14 protein-coding genes and 2 tRNA genes are annotated in these 17519 nt (G+C 43.2%); 8 read left to right on the plus strand and 8 right to left on the minus strand.

What is annotated here, in order from left to right:
* Positions 1-53 precede the first annotated feature (53 nt).
* The 6 genes from MJ761_RS05700 to MJ761_RS05725 form a co-directional block, all read right to left on the minus strand.
* Positions 54-410, minus strand: coding sequence for a hypothetical protein (locus MJ761_RS05700; protein ID WP_093091891.1), 357 nt, complete (start codon positions 408-410; stop codon positions 54-56).
* Positions 411-1991: 1581 nt separating this feature from the next.
* Positions 1992-2297 carry a helix-turn-helix domain-containing protein gene (locus MJ761_RS05705; protein ID WP_093091893.1) on the minus strand — a complete coding sequence of 102 codons (306 nt, stop codon included), beginning with the start codon at positions 2295-2297 and terminating at the stop codon, positions 1992-1994.
* 340 nt (positions 2298-2637) lie between these two features.
* Positions 2638-2958, minus strand: coding sequence for a hypothetical protein (locus MJ761_RS05710; RefSeq protein ID WP_093091897.1), 321 nt, complete (start codon positions 2956-2958; stop codon positions 2638-2640).
* 68 nt (positions 2959-3026) lie between these two features.
* Positions 3027-3233, minus strand: coding sequence for a hypothetical protein (locus MJ761_RS05715; RefSeq protein ID WP_085247947.1), 207 nt, complete (start codon positions 3231-3233; stop codon positions 3027-3029).
* A 153-nt stretch (positions 3234-3386) separates the two neighbouring features.
* A complete protein-coding gene (locus MJ761_RS05720; RefSeq protein WP_093091899.1) occupies positions 3387-3920 on the minus strand; it encodes a hypothetical protein in 534 nt (177 codons plus the stop codon).
* A 312-nt stretch (positions 3921-4232) separates the two neighbouring features.
* Positions 4233-4308 (minus strand) — tRNA-Phe (locus tag MJ761_RS05725).
* 245 nt (positions 4309-4553) lie between these two features.
* On the opposite strand from MJ761_RS05725, the gene ampD reads away from it, so the two are divergent.
* From ampD to galU, 4 genes are all read left to right on the plus strand, one after another.
* A complete protein-coding gene (gene ampD / locus MJ761_RS05730) occupies positions 4554-5138 on the plus strand; it encodes a 1,6-anhydro-N-acetylmuramyl-L-alanine amidase AmpD (RefSeq protein WP_093091901.1) in 585 nt (194 codons plus the stop codon).
* Between the two features lie 106 nt (positions 5139-5244).
* On the plus strand, positions 5245-6504 hold the full coding sequence (locus tag MJ761_RS05735) for a cell division protein ZipA C-terminal FtsZ-binding domain-containing protein (RefSeq protein WP_176715067.1): 1260 nt from the start codon (positions 5245-5247) through the stop codon (positions 6502-6504).
* Between the two features lie 91 nt (positions 6505-6595).
* Complete coding sequence (ligA, locus tag MJ761_RS05740) at positions 6596-9016, plus strand: NAD-dependent DNA ligase LigA (protein ID WP_093091905.1); 2421 nt, start codon at positions 6596-6598, stop codon at positions 9014-9016.
* Positions 9017-9022: 6 nt separating this feature from the next.
* A complete protein-coding gene (gene galU, locus MJ761_RS05745) occupies positions 9023-9895 on the plus strand; it encodes a UTP--glucose-1-phosphate uridylyltransferase GalU (RefSeq protein ID WP_093091907.1) in 873 nt (290 codons plus the stop codon).
* 149 nt (positions 9896-10044) lie between these two features.
* On the opposite strand, the gene rtcR is transcribed toward galU, so the two are convergent.
* A complete protein-coding gene (gene rtcR, locus MJ761_RS05750) occupies positions 10045-11658 on the minus strand; it encodes an RNA repair transcriptional activator RtcR (protein ID WP_093091909.1) in 1614 nt (537 codons plus the stop codon).
* Between the two features lie 320 nt (positions 11659-11978).
* Between rtcR and MJ761_RS05755 the strand changes: the two genes are divergently transcribed.
* The 4 genes from MJ761_RS05755 to MJ761_RS05770 all read left to right on the plus strand — a co-directional run bounded on the left by MJ761_RS05755 (position 11979) and on the right by MJ761_RS05770 (position 16257).
* Positions 11979-12054 (plus strand) — tRNA-Arg (locus MJ761_RS05755).
* 275 nt (positions 12055-12329) lie between these two features.
* Positions 12330-13904: a slipin family protein gene (locus MJ761_RS05760; RefSeq protein WP_239392871.1), complete on the plus strand. Its 1575-nt coding sequence runs from the start codon at positions 12330-12332 to the stop codon at positions 13902-13904.
* A gap of 50 nt (positions 13905-13954) precedes the next feature.
* Complete coding sequence (locus tag MJ761_RS05765) at positions 13955-15181, plus strand: RtcB family protein (RefSeq protein WP_093091911.1); 1227 nt, start codon at positions 13955-13957, stop codon at positions 15179-15181.
* Between the two features lie 263 nt (positions 15182-15444).
* Positions 15445-16257 (plus strand): IS110 family transposase, encoded by an 813-nt coding sequence (locus MJ761_RS05770; RefSeq protein WP_093091913.1) that lies wholly within the window; start codon positions 15445-15447, stop codon positions 16255-16257.
* A gap of 131 nt (positions 16258-16388) precedes the next feature.
* On the opposite strand, the gene MJ761_RS05775 is transcribed toward MJ761_RS05770, so the two are convergent.
* Positions 16389-17482, minus strand: a protein-coding gene (locus MJ761_RS05775) for an IS3 family transposase (protein WP_369796846.1) whose coding sequence is annotated in 2 segments (ribosomal slippage) — positions 16389-17239 and positions 17239-17482 — 1095 coding nt in all. Because the reading frame shifts where the segments join, the coding sequence is not laid out codon by codon here.
* Positions 17483-17519: the final 37 nt, after the last annotated feature.

Raw genomic sequence — 17519 nt, forward strand, 5'->3', positions numbered from 1 at the left:
GGTTGGGGAAATAAGACAGCTGCCTATGATGATGTCACCATAGGTAGCGTATGTTAGGGCTTATATACTGCCTGCCATATTTGTTGTGCTAAGGGTTCTATACCATGCCACAGCAAAGGTTGCCAGTTGCGCTTTTGGCAAAATGAAAACACCAGAGTTTCGGCTCTGATAATGCTGTTGCAAGGTTTAAAAACCAGTAGCCCGCTGTCCTGCCAGTCTGAGTCAACCCTGATGATATAAGGTGACAGGATATAAGCCGTGTATTCGGTAGCTTCCTCTGGTTCGTCAGGCCACGGATTGCCGATTGATGTCGTTTGTTGTAAATAGTAAAGTGCAAAAGGTTGCTGTAGCTGTAAGTTGTCATGCAGTGCACTGGACAGTGCATCCTTATCTGGTGCAAGAAATCTCATTGCCTGTCTCCCTGTGCACATTTATTGATGATAAATATATTATTTGTATTTGTCATGTAATTTATCTCTGTGTACTGACGCCACCTGCGTGCGCACAACCGTTGTGCAAGCAGATTAGATTGCCGTACGTGATGGGAGAGATTCGCCTTGTAGATATTCATGTAATTGCCTTTCTCTTTGGTCATAAAGCCGCAATAGTGCTGTCAAACACGGATGGCGGCAGACAAATGGCAGGGTTGACAGACCGACAAAGAGAACCGGTAGGCGTAAAGCCTCCCTGCCATTGTCCACCATAAGTCAGGTGAAGCAATGAACATTTACAGACAAAAAAGCTATTCCATAAGTGAATAGCAGCGTGTCTGCCTCTTTAATCAGCCTGTCAAAGCTGGCTGTGCTATTGAACACAACGGCTTTATCTTGCCGTTAAAGCTTAATACTGTCAATTATTGCTGCATACCAGATGTTTCGGTTGTTTGCTGTGTATTTTCATTCTAAGTAAAAGCTTTCTGCCTGCTGATTTTATTGTGCTTGTTTTATTGCTGAAAATTGATTTCAAGTTAATTTTTATTTGTATGGCATGTTGGATCTGTTACCGATCTGGCAACAGGCTGTAACAGCAAACCGTCACTTTTCGGCTTAGTGATTTTTGTCTTCATCATAAGGTGTACTGAAAATTGTCAGTGGGTTTAGCTGGATAAACCGGCTGGCTGTTAATCATGGCAATAGAAGTGAATAAAGCAATGCACGCAAGATGCCGCATAATTCAGACAGAATATATAACTTATTTTAATTTAGTGATTTCGCTTATCCTGTATGGATGATGGTGAGCTATTTTACACTAATAGCATTATTTTAATAGGCACTCAGAATAAATCAATTTAATAAATAAAGTAGCCGTTTAAATTATTAAAATTAATATCAATCAATTACCAAAATAGATTATGATTATTTTTTCATTAAAAAATCGGGCTGATGCTAGTGGCCTAATACTTAAATTTCTGTTCAGTGGTTACATTTATAACCGATAGCCATTTCAAGCTGCTCCGGTGGTGGTATTGTCAGAGCTTCTTCAATCAAAACCTATTGCCAGCCGTCTATTTATGTCTGAGTGATAAGCGCATTACCTATAACATTGAAAAAACCGCTGTTGCTGTAATCCAGAAATATCAGATTGCATGTAAGCTTTCTCCCCAAATATAGCCTGAAACCCATTGTCATCCATTAGATGATTGCAATAGCATATAAACAGAATTCTTGAACAGACTAGTTTTTTGGGTAAAGAACTTAAATCACTTCATTAAATTTAAGCATGTCCATTATTAAAGCATTTGTATTAAATATGCTTATATTATATTGACACCGCCTGAAACACACTAATCCGGCAGTTTAAGAGTTGATTTTCGACATGGCCGGATGCAGTCAACCAGTAATCCCCGTCTGGATTTAAAAGCCAGCGTTATCGAAACTGCTTTGCAATCAAAACCAGTTATTGAGCTGTTTGTTTAAAATAGGAGCAATAGAGAAAGCATCAGACAGAATCCAACGCTTCCTCTACTGCTGTATTCTGATCATTCAGCGTAATTAGTCGTTCTGTTTGTGGGTATTGGTTAACAGCGTATACACAGCGATACTGTGTACCACACCGGCGGAATCATATTCATGCCGCCGCGTCGTCTCAATCACATAGCCCTGATTGCGTAATTCATTGATACGTGGTGCCGGACTGCAAATACCTAATGCGCGCAGCTCCAGAGTACTATGCGGATGTTCACGCAAACGTTGCAGGATAAAACTGCGCTGAGTGGCGTAACTGGTGCCTGGCAGTGGCTGAGCGGTAGCATCACTGTATTTTTGGGCTGAAATAGCAGCAGTAGGGATATTATTCATTATCTGCCCTCCGCATTTATTGACAGCTTGTTCGGTGATATCAGATGAGAATGCAGCCGGTAATATTGATTTGCCAGCCAGGCTTGGCTGGATACTGGTAACAGGCTGAGCTTGAGAAAATATGTTTTATCAAGCTTATGATTTAAGATAGTTTTGACCCATGCGCTATTCCTACCTGATGCCTTGATTGTGAAAATTATAGTTGCTTTTACTGGTTGAGTTTTCATGCTGTTTGCCTCTATTGTGGCTGTTGAACATAGGCAAAAGATTAATTAACACGAGCAATTAGTTAAATGAACCAGCATGCTGATTTCCTGAAATAGCGTGTTGATTTCCAGAATCAGCTTGATGATTTCCCTATTTCCTGCTCAAAATCTTTTATCCAGTTTCTAATTGTTTTGTCGGTTAAATTGGCATCTTTGGGCATAGGTAAAATATTTGTCAGCGCTTTTTCGTGCATATCATCTATAAATTTTTGCTTTGCTCCTCGCTGTGTAAAACTATCTTTTGCCTGTAACCAATACACTTTCATTGCTTCTTTGGTACCGACTTTTTCGTATGGGCTTTTTTTGGCTTTACTAGCTTTGCTGGCTCTTCTTGTGAGTGTATTAGCAACTTCTTTTTTCTCATTTTCTAATTCAATAGCTAAAGTATGAGTCAATACCTAAACTTGATACAATTAAAAGGTAACCTTATCAGTTACCTTTTAATTGTGTTAACTTGTTAATATTACTTTTTATTTGGATGAGGATCTTTTACTGCATCACCTTGTCCAGACATAATATACCAACCATTTTTGCTATGCGGTTTTTTATTATAATCAGGGCAAGGAGGTAACGATTTTTTGCTTTGGTTTGAATATGTATAACCACAATCAGCACACTTATAAGTACCAGCCGAAACATCACTACCATATGGAGCAAATTTTTGTACCATGATAAGTTTCCTTCTAGTAAAATTGGTGATAAGCCCAATTGCTTATCAATGTATATATAAGCGCTGATTTTAAAAAAAAGCAAGTATAATTTTTCAACAAAAAATAAGTAAAATACTTTTTTAAATGACACAGAAAATAGTCAGAGAGAAGCATTATTCAGACGCTTTAATTTTTTCAACCCGAATATTTTTTTCTACCACAATAGGTTTAGTTCTTTTTAATGTTCTTAATTCTAGCTGTAAATTTTGAATTTGTAGTGCTAATTGTTTATTGTCAAGAGTTAGATCATGAATGATTGCAGCCTGTGCTGGACTATCCTTTTGTTTCTCCAGCTTTTGAATTTTAATATTTGCTGCATTTAATTCTTTTGTTAGTAATTCATTCTGTTTTATTGTAGGTTTTAGCAAAGATTCTAGTTTTTTGATTTTTTTATTTGTTTTATGGCTATTTCCATATAATGAATTATATTTTTTAAGTAATGCCTCTAACGAGATAAATTTTGGTGCTGATTTTATTTCTTTCCCAATGGCCTCACAGGTATAAATAATTTTATCGTTTTCGTTTTCGTTTTCGTTTTCGTTTTCGTTTTTAGCCTCATTCAGTTGTTTTTCAATCTTAAAAATGGAATATGAATGACTATCTTCAGACAGAAAATCAATGGGTTCTAATTGTTCTTTGCTCTTCATTTTTTTATTCCTTAATTGCATCAAACTGACAGGTAATTAAAAAATATTTTATTCCAGATATAAATTAAAAATTTATTTTAAATTTCACAATATTTGTTTTACAGATTCCAGAATAACTGTGTAGGTAGAGTATTGTAGTTTGATTTTGGGAAATATTTGATGGTTATTTCATTGCATCAGCAACTTTTATAAATTTAATTTCATTAAAATGGAAAAATTCTTTTTATATTCGAAATTTTAGATTTCATGCGATTATCTGATTTTTTTATACTTTTAACAGACAAAAAAATAACCGCATTCAGCGGTTATTAATGGTGGCCAGAGGCAGGATCGAACTGCCGACACACGGATTTTCAGTCCGTTGCTCTACCGACTGAGCTATCTGGCCATCGGGGAAGAGTGCGCATTAAACCAGATATAAGCGTACTTGGCAAGTGTTTTATATGTGCGATTGTATATGTGGCTGTTTCTTTAACAGAAAAATCTAATTTTGCTAGCTGTGCATATAGGCTGTTCTGGCCTGTTTCTGGTTAATTATTATCGTGTACAGATTCTGACCTGACTTTTTGCTAAATGTGGACGATTAAACAAAGCTGTATTAAGGTAGGGACTTTTATTATAAAGGCGAAGAGGATGCAGGGCGAACAAAAGCCACTATGGGCAGACGGCTGGTTGCAGCAGTGTACGCATATGCCGTCACCGAATTTCAGCCAGCGCCCGCAGCCGGCTGAGGTATCGCTGGTGGTATTACATAATATTTCCCTGCCACCGTTTGAATATGGACAACAGGCTGTGCAGCGTCTGTTTACTAATCAGATTAAGCCGGATGAGCCGGATGATTTTATGCGTTCGCTTATCAATTTGCGAGTATCAAGCCATTTCCTGCTTGAGCGCAGCGGGGCATTAACCCAGTTTGTTTCCTGTGATGATGCGGCTTTTCAGGCGGGAGTGTCGCGTTTTGACGGACGTGAAGGCTGTAACGCATTTTCAATTGGGATTGAGCTGGAAGGCTGTGATTTTGAGCCGTTTACAGAATCTCAGTATATGCAGTTAAATGAATTATTGCAGGTACTGTGTAGGCACTACCCGATTCAGGCTATCACTGGGCATCAGCATATAGCACCGGGGCGAAAGTCCGATCCGGGGCATTTTTTTCAATGGCACCGGTTGCGTGCATGGGGTTTGCCGGTGATAACGCAATATCAGTGGCCGCTATAGTTTAAGGCTGCCGGCGGGGGTATTTTTGGTTATAATTCTGTTTAACTGTTAATTAACCTGCGGCTTCCGCAAATTGCCTAGTAGGAATGTAATGAGTGATTCTGTATTGATTGTGTTGGTAGTGGGTGCGGCGTTCATTCTGGCAGTGCTGATCTACAATATTTATCAGGAAAGCCAATACCGCAAACAATTGCGTGATCAGTTTGGACATGCCAATAAGGATGCCTTACTGGACAGTCAGGTGAGCTCGGTACGTGATGGCACTCAGGTGCAGTCTGTGCCAAATGGCAATACGATGCCGCCAGTAAATGAGGCAGATACTGCTGCTGATGCATCTGAAGCGCAGCCTGAACCTGTGGCTACTGATAAGCAAACTGTGCCAGAGGCCAGTGATAGCTGCATACAGGATGATGCCGTTACTGCTGCGCAACCGGTAGCCGTGGCCGATGAGAAAGAGGCAAGCTCAGAAAATCCGGCCGTACGCAGCGATATGGAACCATTATCACGGACTATGCCGATAAAAGGCCGTAAAACCTTACTGGATGTGCGCGATATGTCTAAACAGCCGCTGCCATGGTTTGATATGCGTTTTGACTATCTGGCCTATATTGCCTTGTACGAACCCAAAGAGTTGCACGCCATGCCGCGTTTGAGCAGCCGTTCACGTTTTCGGCTGGTGGGCTGTACCATGGATGACCGTTATCAGGTGGCTGAACCGATTCCCAGTGTTTATTATCAGGGTTTTGTGGTTGGTTTGCAGGCCATTAGCCGCAGTGGTTTGCTCACGCATGAAGAGCTGGCACATTTTGGTGAACAGGCTAATCGTTTTGCTGAGCAAATGGATGGCCAATTACTGTTAACGGATATTAATACTTTCCTGAATGTGGCGCGGCCGTTGGATGAGCTGTGTGCACGGGTTGATCAGACAATTGCTATTCATCTGGTGTCACGCACGAATGTAAGTGGTATGGAGTTGCGTACAGCGGTTGAGAAACTGGGTTTTGAACTGGGGCATGATGGGGCATTCTATTATGCCGATAGTAATGGTGAACCTTTGTTCAATATTGTAACGCTGGATAACTCACCGTTTACGGCAACATTGTTAGCAAATCAAAATTATCGTGGATTCAGTATGTTATTTGATATAGTACACATACCGAACGGCGAAAAATGTTTTGATCAGTTTATGGATATGGCGGTTAAGCTTTCCAGCCAGCTGAGCTTGGATCTGGTCAATGATAAAGTTGAAGAGCTGTCTACGGAATGGCTGCGTGAAGTACGCCGCTATGTAGTGGAACGGCAGAAGGAAATGAAGCAGGTTGAGTTGAAGCCCGGAAGTGAGCTGACGAAAAGGCTGTTTTCCTGATATTGCCTGTATTGTTAATTTTGTGATGAGATGGCAAGCCGCAGAATGGGGGTTGCCATTTTCTTTATAGCTGTCTGAAGGAATAACCGGAATGGATACAGTAAGCGAACAGCAAATTATTGATTTAACTGCACTGCTTAATCGCTATGCACATGAGTATTATGATCTGGATGCGCCTACTGTACCGGATGCCGAATATGACCGGCTGTTCCGCGAATTACAGGCTCTGGAAGAGCAGTATCCGCAATGGCGCCAGCCAGATAGTCCCAGTATGCGCGTGGGCGGGCGCGCACAGCAAAAATTTACTGCTGTGGTGCATCAGATTCCCATGTTGTCACTGAATAATGCGTTTTCGCCACTGGACGATAATAATCAGTTTGACCATAGTGAAATGTATGCTTTTGATAAGCGCGTGCGCGATGGTCTGGGTGCGGAGCCTGAATATATTGTCGAACCGAAATTTGATGGTCTGGCCATCAGCTTGCTTTATCGCGATGGTCTGCTGGTGCAAGCATCAACCCGTGGTGATGGCTATACCGGTGAGGATGTCACCGCTAACGTGCGTACCATTGTAAATATTCCTTTGCGTCTGCATGGGGATAATATGCCCGATGTACTGGAAGTGCGCGGTGAAGTGCTGATGCTGAAAGCGGATTTTGAGCGGCTTAATGCACATCAGCAGGCCGAAAATCAGAAAACATTTGCCAATCCGCGCAATGCAGCGGCCGGCAGTTTGCGTCAGCTAGATCCGAAAATTACTGCACGCCGGCGTCTGCACTTTTACGCTTACGGAATTGCCAGACTGGACGAGCATTTTGTAGCGGATAGTCACAGTGAAGAGCTGGCGCTGCTGGCACGTTGGGGCTTGACCGTGCCGCCACAGAATACCTTGTGTTATCAGGCTGATATCAAAAAAGTGCTCGCTTTTTATGAGCATATTTATCAAATACGCGCAGATTTGCCGTTTGGTATCGATGGTGTGGTAATCAAAGTGGATAATCTGGCACAACAGGAACAACTGGGTTATGTGGCGCGGGCACCAAGGTTTGCCATTGCGCAGAAATTTCCGGCTGAAGAAATGCTCACCACAGTTGAAGCAATTGATGTACAGGTTGGACGTACTGGTGCAATTACCCCGGTAGCGCGTTTAACGCCGGTATTTGTTGGCGGTGTAACTGTCACCAATGCCACTTTGCATAACGAAGGTGAAGCACAGCGTAAGGATGTACGTGAGGGTGATACCGTCATTGTACGGCGTGCCGGTGATGTGATTCCGGAAATTGTGTCTGTGGTACTGGCACAGCGACCAATGGTGGAAGAAAAGACAGATTTGCTCACGCCGGCACAGGCCGTACCCAAGTTTCCGCCTTTCCGTATGCCGCAACATTGTCCGGTTTGTGGACATGAAATTGTGCGTGAAGAGGGGGAGGCTGTGGTGCGCTGTAGTGGTGGCATGTTATGTCAGGCACAACGGGTGCAGGCACTGATTCACTTTGCATCACGCCGAGCGATGGATATTGAAAATCTGGGCGAACGGCAGATTGAGCTGTTGGTAGCACAGGGACGTGTGCATCATTTTGCCGATGTGTACCGTTTGCAACTGGCTGATTTGCTGGCTATGAAACAGCAGGCCAAACAGGAAGCAGCGGATAGTGCAGAAGCAGCGGCGGATGAACTGGCCTTAGTCACTACCGGTAAGGCGGCCAAACAGCAACCTTCCCGCTGGGCAGAAAATATTCTGGCCGGCATCGAAGCCAGCCGCCAGCGTCCGCTGGCCAATCTTATCTATGCTTTAGGTATCTTTCATGTGGGTGAACGCACTGCCAAGCAATTAGCACAGGCGTTTGGCGATTTGTCCACGCTAACTCAGGCTACTGAACCATTACTGGCCTGTTTGCCGGATATCGGTACTGTTGTGGCGCATTCGGTAGCGTATTTTTTCAGTCAGGAAGATCAGACTGGTCAATTGCAGGAATTGCTTGATGCGGGCGTAGAACCACAGGCAGAAACCCGCCGGATACCGCTGCGTGAATATTTTGCCCCTGAGCGGGTACTGGCACGCCTGCCCGGTGCGGGCTTAACCGAAACGCGGGCGCAGAAACTGTGGCAACTGGTGGGGATGGACTGGTCGCAGCTATTAACAGATAAAGCTTTACCGGAAAGCTGGCAACACTGGTGCACCCAGCCGGAAAACCGCTTATTACTGCAAAAAACCATTGCTTTACGTGAGCAATTACTTGCCGGCGAGCCAGAAGAAATAGCGCCGGCGGCCAATGAAGCTGTTGCCGGTAAAACTTTTGTGTTAACCGGCACATTACCAGACTGGTCGCGGGATGTGGCGCAGCAGCACATCGAGGAAGCCGGTGGCAAAGTCAGTAGCAGTGTGTCGAAAAAAACCGATTTTGTCGTGGCTGGTGCTGAAGCCGGCAGCAAATTGAGCAAAGCCGAGGCGCTGGGTGTTACCATACTGGATCAGGCTGCGTTGATGGCTATGTTAGGAATTAAAGAATAGAAGCAGATGAAAACAGAACCAATCCGTAAATGTGTGTTTCCGGTAGCAGGTATGGGAACACGCTTTTTACCGGCTACCAAAGCCAGCCCGAAAGAAATGCTGCCGATAGTGGATAAACCACTGATTCAGTATGCAGTGGAAGAAGCCGTTGCTGCCGGCTGTACCGAGCTGGTATTCATTACCGGCCGTAACAAACGCTGTATAGAAGATCATTTTGATAAGGCATATGAGCTGGAAACCGAGCTGGCTTATCGCAATCAGAATAAATTACTCGATTTTGTGCAGGATATCCTGCCACCTAATGTCACCTGTCTGTATATTCGCCAGCCGGCTGCGCTGGGACTGGGACATGCGGTGTTGTGCAGCCGTGCTGCTGTGGGCAAAGAAAACTTTGCCGTAGTGCTCGCCGATGACTTGATTGATGCCCAGTCCGGCGCATTAAGCCAGATGATGGATGCTTATCACCGTACTGGTTGTAATGTGCTTGGTGTGGAAAATGTCGATCCCCAACAGACTGGAGCTTACGGTATTGTAGAAACCGCCCGCGAAGATAGCTTTGATTATGTCAAAAGTATTGTGGAAAAACCGCATCCAGACGAAGCACCTTCGCATCTGGGGGTAGTGGGACGCTATATTTTATCTGCCCGCATTTTTGATTTTCTCACTAATTTACCGCGCGGGGCGGGCGGAGAAATCCAGTTAACCGATGCGATTGCCCGCTTGCTCACCGAGCAGAAAATGATTGCTTATGCTTTTGCTGGCAGACGCTATGATTGTGGCGATAAGCTTGGCTATCTGGAAGCAACAGTAGCGTATGGAATGAAGCATCCTCTGGTGGGTGAAGAGTTTAAAAAACTGCTACAGCGCATGGTGTGTTAATCGAATGACTGCCTGCTTACCGTTTTGCCGGCAGTCTGATTTTTTGTGGTTATGATTTTGAGGTAAGTTATCAAGAATAATCGTTTCCGATAAATTACCTCATATTCAAATTTAAGCAGTTATGCTGTCTTTAAATTACGTAATGACCACTATCTTTCTTTTATCTGCTCCCAGCTTAAATCAAACTTGGCCAGATATTTTTTCAGCCTGTCGGCATCATTGGCGCGTTGTTTCTGTGCCCGCGATACAGCAAACAGATAACGGCCGGCCTCGGATAGCGTTCGGCTTTTACGGCATACTTCAATTACCTTTTCCAACTGATAGCGGTCGAATTCATCAATTGCAGCCGGAATCAGTGTATGAGAGGGCGTAGCCTGCTGCCAGTGTTGCTGTAGGCGCTGAATTTCATCTTCAACCTGTGTCAAAGTGATATTACCTTGCGTGGCCAGTGTAGCCATGCGGGTAATGGAAGCAGTGAGTTCGCGGAAATTACCTGTCCATAGCGCGCTGGCCGAAGTAGCAAAGTTTACATAGCGGGTTCTGGATTGCTGATTAAAGCGTGGCATGGTGCCATATTCCTGTGCATAGCGCGCCAGCTCAAAATCAATATTCGGCTCAATATCCTCTTTGCGTTCTGCCAGCCCGGGTAATTGATAACTCCATAAATTAATCCGCGCGTATAAATCTTCCCTGAACGTACCACAGGCAATTGCCTGTTTTAAATCTTTATTAGTGCCGGCAATCAACTGAAAGCGGCTGGAGACCAGCTTATCCGAACCCAAAGGGTAAAAATGTTTTTCTTCGATAGCTTTTAACAAAATCGCCTGCTCATCCAGCCCCAGTTCACCGATTTCATCCAGAAACAAAAGGCCGTTATCAGCCTCTTTGAGTAACCCGCTTCTGGGCATAACTGCACCGGTATAAGCCCCTTTGCTATGACCAAACAAAGTTGACATGGCATTATCACCGCTCAGCGTAGCGCAGTTAATTTCCACAAACTGGCCACTTATCTGATGCTTATTCAGCTTAAGCTGATAAATTTGCCGGGCAAGAAAGGATTTACCGGCGCCGGTAGGGCCACATAGCAGGATGGGCGCATGGGAGCGGCTGGCTACCTGCTCTATTTCAGTAATCAATTGGTTATAGTGCTGGTTTCTGGTAGCAATGCCGGATTTAAGTAATTCAGTGGCTTGGCTGGCGTATTGCTGAAAGCGAGTCAGAATCTGGTCGTAACGATTCAGATTCAGGTCAATGATATTGATTTGTCCGCGGCAGCATAACTGTTGATGCGCTGCCGGCTCAGCTAACGCCATTTCATGCCGTGCTGCTCCTTTGGTCGGCGATAATTGCAGCAGTCTGGCCGGATAAAAGCGTGATTCTGCCAGCAGAAACCAGCAAATCTGCATAACGTGCGTGCCGGTAGTAATATTTAAATAATAATTTTCCTGTTCGTAATCAAATTGATAGCTTTTAGCTAAATCCAGTAAACAGGTATACACCTCCTCAAAATCCCACGGGTCATGTATATGCACTGCTACCGGATTAACCTGTGTATCCGGGGCAATGGTTTTAATATCCTGAATAATTTCAGCCAGTAACTCATTATCATTGACCTGATAAAGCAGCTCAAAGCGGGATACCGGTAGTTCCGGATGATTACAGACATCAACTGTTGGCCGCCAGCGCCCCCAGCGTTTTCTGCCTTTACCGCGCTGGTCAAGCACATTACCTAAAAAGCCGAATACAACGTTTTTCCTGTTCATAGGATTGTTTTACTGGTTTATAAATATAAATAAAATTATATATAAATTTATAAAATCATGCTGGATTTAATCAATAAAGATCTGGCAAATAATTTAAAAGTATAATTATTTAATTAAGAAAATTAATAGTTTATAAAAAATATCTAAAAAATTTACCTGTTGGTACAGTAATTGCAATAAAGCCTGTGTCTGCAATACATGCTGTCTGATATGGCAGTCAGGTGCATAGCGAATGCTGCCGGATTCGCCGCAAGGCCAATTTATTTGCATTATCAACATGTATTCCTGAGTATGAAAGACACCTCCCTTTCACGGAGTATTTTTGAATAGCTCACTGGATAGAGCAATTGGCACCTAACCAATCTGTGACAGGTTCGATTCCTGTTTCAAAAACCACGTAGTAATACTTGTCGTATTAAGCAATACCAGCCAGTAAATGGGAATAAGCAGAGTAGCAAAAGCTTAGGCACAGGAAAAACCGGTTAACCGAACAAACTCAACATCGTTGTTTTTGTCTGGGTAAAAAAACCGGATAGCAGGCAAAAAATTTATTAACCATAATCAGGCAGTAATCAGATTAAGGTTATCAATCTTTCCCCTGTTATTCCGTTACTTAATCCATTTGATTGTGTTCATCCGATTTACTGGCTGCAATAGACTGGAGAATGAATATGTTAACCATAATCGATGTAAAAAAAGGTGAGCTGGCTGTTGTAAATAAACGGGATGAAATCAACACCATCGTTAGCGCTGGCCGGCATACTTTCTGGGATCCCTTTTCAGCAATAACTTATTATCCGGTAGATTTGGCCGATACCGAAATCGAACCGAACATCGCTGAAAAGCTACTTAATTTTTATCCGCAGCTAGTAGAAAAATATTGCCATATCGTTAACGTTGCCGATAATGAAATTGCCCTGCGCTATGAAGAAAACATGCTGGTAGAGATTATCATGCCCTCTACCAAAGCACTGTACTGGCAGAGTTATAAGGCGCAATCGATTAAAAAAGTCACTTTGCAGCAGGGCTACCGCCTGCCGGATGAAATAGCGCTGGAACTGATACAGGCCAAAAATACCGCCAGATTAATTACCGGTATCGACAATATCAAACTGCATTATTTTGTAGATGAGCAGATTGGCACACTATTCGTAGATAACCAGTTTGTACAGATTATTCCGCCAAAATCCGTAATAGGCTTATGTGAATTCAAACATAAACTTGTATTGGGAAAATTCAAATTACAGGACAACCGTATCGATGACCTGCTGGCGGCCACGATTGAGCAGAATGCACCAGAACAGATGCAGCAATACTGTGTACAGATGCAGGTAGGCGCTAATCAGGCCGGATTACGCTTCGAGGATGACCTGCTGGTAGAAATCCTGCCGCCGGGAACAAAACGATTATATTGGCAGAATAACTGCAAGCAGCACATGCAGACTATTGAGCTGGCTGCCGGCTATCAGCTATCTGAGCAAATGGTACAGCAGTTATTACAGCCTAAATTGCGTCAAAAAGAAGTGATTGGTGACAGCAGCGTGCTGATTGCACAGGTACCGGCCTATCATGTTGGCGTATTAAAAGTAAATGGTAAAGTGGAACAGCTACTGGATGCTGGCATCACCGCTTACTGGCGCTTTAACCGCGAAATCAGCGTTGAAATCGTCGATACACGCTTGCAGACTGTCGAAATTTCCGGACAGGAAATTCTGACCCGTGACAAAGTCAATCTGCGTATCAATCTGGTAGCCAACTGGTGCTATACCGATGTATTAACTGCTTTTGCCAAAGCTGCCCAGCCGGTGGAACTCTTGTACCGGCAATTGCAATTTGCCTTACGCGAAGCAATTGGTACCCGCACACTGGATGAATTACTGGAAAACAAAGATGTGATTGACGAAGTCATCAATGCGCATATGCAGGCGAACATGACAGGCTATGGAATTGAAACCATTAGCGTAGGCGTGAAAGACATAATTCTGCCGGGCGACATGAAAACCATACTGGCGCAGGTAGTGGAGGCTGAAAAAGCGGCACAGGCAAATGTAATCCGTCGCCGCGAAGAAACTTCCGCCACCCGCTCCCTGCTGAATACCGCCAGAGTAATGGAAAGCAATCCAGTGGCTTTGCGCCTGAAAGAAATGGAAACACTGGAACGAATTGCCGAACGCATCGATAAAATTTCAGTTATAGGCGGTCTGGATCAGTTATTACATGGTCTGATCAACATCCCGGCGAAATAGCCGCTTAAACCATACTGATTGATTAAACAGAAAAATAATGAAAGATAAAAATGCAAAAATATGAAGTATTAAAAGAAAATAAAACCCGTCCGGTAAAAATGTGGACTAAAGGTGTACCCGTAGAAGATACTGCCAAAGCACAATTGCTGCAAACCGCAGAACTGCCCTTTATTTTTAAACATATTGCCGTAATGCCGGATGTACATCTGGGACGAGGCTCTACCATAGGTAGCGTGATTCCTACTACCGGCGCAGTTATTCCGGCTGCGGTTGGCGTAGATATCGGCTGTGGCATGATGGCTGTGCAATTATCACTTACCGCACAGGATTTGCCGGAAGACTTAATGCCATTGCGGCAGGCGATTGAAAAAGCCGTACCACATGGCTCTACCCCCGGTAATAAAAAATATGATAAAGGTAGCTGGCATAATCCGCCACCGATTGTACAAGCGTACTGGCAGCAGTTATTGCCCGGCTTTGAAAAACTCACCAGCAAATATCCGCGCTTTTTAAAAGCCAATAGCTTGCATCATCTGGGTACACTGGGCAGCGGTAATCACTTTATCGAAATTTGTCTGGATGAAACTGATCAGGTATGGATTATGCTGCACAGCGGTTCACGTGGTATTGGCCATGCCATTGGCAAATATTTCAGTGAGCTGGCGCAAAAAGAAATGAAAAAATATTTTATTGATACCTATCTGCCCAATAACGATCTGGCGTATTTTGCCGAAGGCACCGAATATTGTCGTGATTATCTGCAAGCTGTGCATTGGGCGCAGGACTTTGCCCGCGTAAACCGTGAAGTGATGATGCACAACACCATTGCTGCATTACGCCAAGTAATTAATGTGCCATTTACCACGCATCTGCAAACCATAAACTGCCATCATAACTACGTGCAGAAAGAACAGCACTTTGGTAAGAATGTATTTGTTACCCGTAAGGGTGCTGTTTCTGCACGCGAGGGCGAATTGGGGATTATTCCGGGCTCAATGGGGGCAAAAAGTTATATCGTGCGCGGTTTGGGAAACACCGAAAGCTTTCATTCCTGTTCGCATGGGGCAGGGCGGGTAATGAGCCGCGCCGAAGCCAAAAGGAGATTTACCGTTGCCGACCAGATGCAGGCTACCGCCCATGTAGAGTGCCGTAAAGATGCAGAAGTCATCGACGAAATTCCACTGGCGTACAAAGATATCGATGCCGTAATGCAGGCGCAGCAGGAGCTGGTGGAAATCAGGCATCAATTGCGTCAGGTTATCTGTGTCAAAGGCTGATGATTTAGCTGGTTTTACTGTATCAGGTATTTAGCCAGCTCAGACTGGCTACTGAATATAATCATTGCAATAAAAAAGGATGGCTATGCCATCTTTTTTATAATCAGAAGTAAATAGGACTGTAACTTAGCTGTTTGAAGCTTAATATAATCTTAAATCAATGATTTATGTAAGAATAGATGTAAGCAAGAAAACGTTGGATTGTTGTGTGCTTGATGCTGACGATGAAGTTTATCTGAAAGTGCAGAATAGTCGGGCTGGTTATGATGAGTTTGTTGGCTCTGTATGATGATGTGCATGTATGTCTGGAGGCTACTGGGGCATATTGGCAATCACTGGTTGATTTTCTGGGTGCTAATGATGTGCGCGTATCTGTAGAGAATCCGGCTAAGGTTCATTATTTTGCTAAAGCCAGTATATTGCGTATGAAGTCTGATAAGCGTGATGCGTTGTTAATAGCCGATTATTGCCAAGCTATGAAGCCAAGGTTGTATAGCCCATTAGATGAATCAGTGGCGGAATTAAGGCTATTGGTAAGCATGTATTATCGTTTAAGGAAACAAAGAGTATCTGAACGCGTGAAGCTGTTGGAGGTTCCGGCGCTGGTAAGGCATTTTGTTGAGTCCAATATAGCGCATTTCGATGCTCAGTTGTTGGAAGTGAAGAAGATGTTGGAAGCATTTTTTGAGGGTAACGCAGATTTAGACTGTAAGCCTAAGTTGTTGCAGACAATTCCGAGTATTGGTTTTAATTCCAGTGCGGTTTTATTATCGGTTTTGGCTTCTAGTAATGCGTTTGAATCTGCGAATCAGTTTGTAGCCTATCTTGGCTTGAATCCTCGCAAGATGGAATCTGGCACATCGTTGAAAGGTGCGGGGCGTGTATCTAAAGTTGGCAAGCCTGAGTATAGGGCTGCATTGTATATGCCCGCAGTGGTTGCTTATTCAAGGAATTTGTATCCTGATTTTGTAGCTAGGTTGCGGGAGAATGGTAAGATGCCGAAAGTTATTATTGTGGCACTTATGCGTAAGCTTGCGATTTATGCGTATACGGTTTATAAGACGAATTTTGTATAAAGTATAAATAAGTGTTAATTTTGTAAGGTGGTTGGAAATTCCTAATCTGTTGTTATTTTGCAATTTTATCCAATATGTGTAAATTTTTTGTTGACACTTAAAATGTAAATACCCCAAACTTAGTACAAGGTTTAGGTAGAAAATAATGCTGCTTGTTTTAGAGTTTTATACTCAATCGGTGTCATATTATTTAATGCCTCATGCGGTCTTTCAGTGTTATAAAGGGTTAGCCATTCTTCAGTTATCTTTCTTGCTTGTTCCAGATTATTAAATAGATATAAATCCAATACTTCTGTGCGATAGGTACGATTAAATCGTTCAATATACCCATTTTGATATGGGCTGCCTGGTTGAATATAATCTATAGTTATACCATGTGACTTTGCCCAATAAGTGAACGTATTTCCGGTGAATTCCGGTCCATTATCTACTCGTATTTTTAGTGGATAACCATGATATTCAGCTAGTTTATCCAGGTAACGAGTAATCCTGCCAGCCGGTAAACTGACCGCAATATCAATGCCCAGTGCCTCACGATTAAAGTCGTCTATCACATTGAAAGTTCTGAAACGCCGTTGATTGCGACTGCTGTCACTCATAAAATCCATTGACCAGCATTCACCTTGTTTATTGGGTACTGATAGTTTTTCTGGGCTTCGTGGAGGAATCCATTGTTTACGCTTTACCCTCAGATTAAGTTTCAATTCACAATACACCCGATACACACGTTTATGATTCCATTTATAGCCGAGCTTTCTGATGCGATTAAAACACTTGGGAAAGCCCCAGCGTAAATGTTTATCGGTAACAGCACTTAGTACTGACATAATCACTGAATCATCCGGTAACTTGGGTTGATAATAGTAAGCACAGCGACTTAAGCCAACAATAGCGTAGCTCATAGCAATAGTAACAGAATGACCTTCTTGTAGTTGTACAGCCCAAGCTTTACGTGCCTTTGTGGGCACTAAAGCTTTTTTATGATTTCTTCCTGAAGCTGGGATTTTAAGCTCAGTTCGGCAAACATCTGTTTAAGCTTACGGTTTTCAGCTTCCAGTTCCTTTAAACGTTTGATATCTGAAATTTCCATTCCGCTGTATTTTTCCCGCCATTTATAGAAAGTTGAATTACCCATGCCATAATTACGACAGAGTTCCTTGACAGGAATACCAGCTTCAGCTTCTTTTAAAATAGCTACGATCTGATGTTCAGACATTTTTTTCATGATTAAATCCTCTATGGGTTAATGGAGAGAATTTTCT

It is taken from the genome of Snodgrassella communis (assembly GCF_914768045.1).
Taxonomy (GTDB): Bacteria; Pseudomonadota; Gammaproteobacteria; order Burkholderiales; family Neisseriaceae; genus Snodgrassella; species Snodgrassella communis.